Annotated in this window: 1 pseudogene; it reads left to right on the forward strand. The window is 74.5% G+C overall.

What is annotated here, in order from left to right:
- Positions 1-1,479, forward strand: a pseudogene (locus tag KBX53_RS32680) (hypothetical protein); the annotation flags it as partial.

The following is a 1,479-nucleotide window of genomic DNA, read 5'->3' on the forward strand; positions in this document are numbered from 1 at the left end:
CGGGCCGCACCGATGCCGCCGGGTGCGACACTGCTCGACCTCGGTCTGCACCGGCTACGCGGCTTCGACGACCGGGAACGACTGTTCCAACTGGTAGCCCCGGGCCTGGAGCGGCAGTTCCCCCGGCCCCGCACCGCCGACGCGGTGGCGCACAACCTGCCCACCCAGGTGACGTCGTTCGTCGGTCGGCAGGCCGAACGCATCGAGCTGGGCCTGCTGGTGCGGCAGCACCGCCTGGTCACCGTGCTGGGCGCGGGTGGCGCGGGCAAGACCCGGCTCGCTGTGGAGTTGGCCAGCGGAGTCGTCGAGGCGTACCCGGACGGGGTCTGGTTCGTCGACATCGCCTCGGTGACCGACCCGGGGCTGGTGGCGTTCGCCATCGCCGCCGTGCTCGGCCTGCGACCCGAGCCCGGCCGGCCGATGCTGGACACCCTCGTCGAGTACGCGGCCAACCGCCGGATGCTTGTCGTACTGGACACCTGCGACACCCAACCGGCCGCCTGCGCGGAGGTGATCGCGCGGTTGCTGTCCGGCGGGAGCGGGGTGCGGGTGCTGGCGACAAGTCGATGGTGTTGGCCGAGCCGAGGGCCGCCGGCAGCACCTACCGGATGCTCGACCCCATCCGGGCGTACGCGGCGCGGCGGCTGGCCGAGGCGGGTGAGGAACAGGCCGCTCGGGACCGGCACGTGGCCTGGTCGGCCCACGCGTTGGACCGGGCCCACCTGGGTCAGGACGGCCGGCCGGTGACGCTGTCGTTGTATTCCCTCGACCCGCTGGCGGGGGAGCTGCGCGCCGCGCTGCGCTGGTGCGCCACCGGCGGCAGCGCCCGCGCCGGTCTCGGTCTGGCGGGCGGGCTGGACCAGTGGTGGCTGGAGCGGGGCCTGGCCCGGGAGGGGCGGCTGTGGCTGTTCCGGCTGTACGGGCGGATCGCGGAGACGGGAGAGCGGATCCCGGAGGCGGAGCTGGCGGCGGCGTACCACATGCACTCGTTGCACGCGAGCGCCGATGGCGAGTTCGCCGAGGAGCTGCGCTACTCCCAGCGGGCGGAGGCGGCGGCCCGGCAGGCCGGTGACGCCGGTCTGCTGGCCCGGGTGCTCGCCGGCCGGGCCGCGCCGCTGGTGGACATGGGGCAGTTCGTCGAGGCCGAGCGGGTGTGCCGGGAGGTCATCGACTGGGCGCACGGGCAGGACGTGGTCGGCGAGGCGCTGTTCGCGGTGTTCAGCCTGGCTGAGCTGCTCTGGCGGCGGGGTGCCCTGGAGGAGGCGGCGGAGCTGTTGGGCGCGGTGCGTCCGGTGGAGGCGGCCCGCCCCGTGGAGCGCGGCCGGCGTTCGGTGGACATGCTGCTCGGGATGGTCGCGTTGGCCCGTGGCGATGTGATCGCCGCCCACGAGCACCTGCTGGTGGCGTTGCGTTCGCGGATGGGCCACGGCTACCACGGCCGGGCGTGTGACACCTTGAACGCGGTCGCGGTGCGGTGTG

This window comes from Micromonospora sp. M51 (genome assembly GCF_018070305.1).
GTDB classification, from domain to species: Bacteria; Actinomycetota; Actinomycetes; order Mycobacteriales; family Micromonosporaceae; genus Micromonospora; species Micromonospora parva.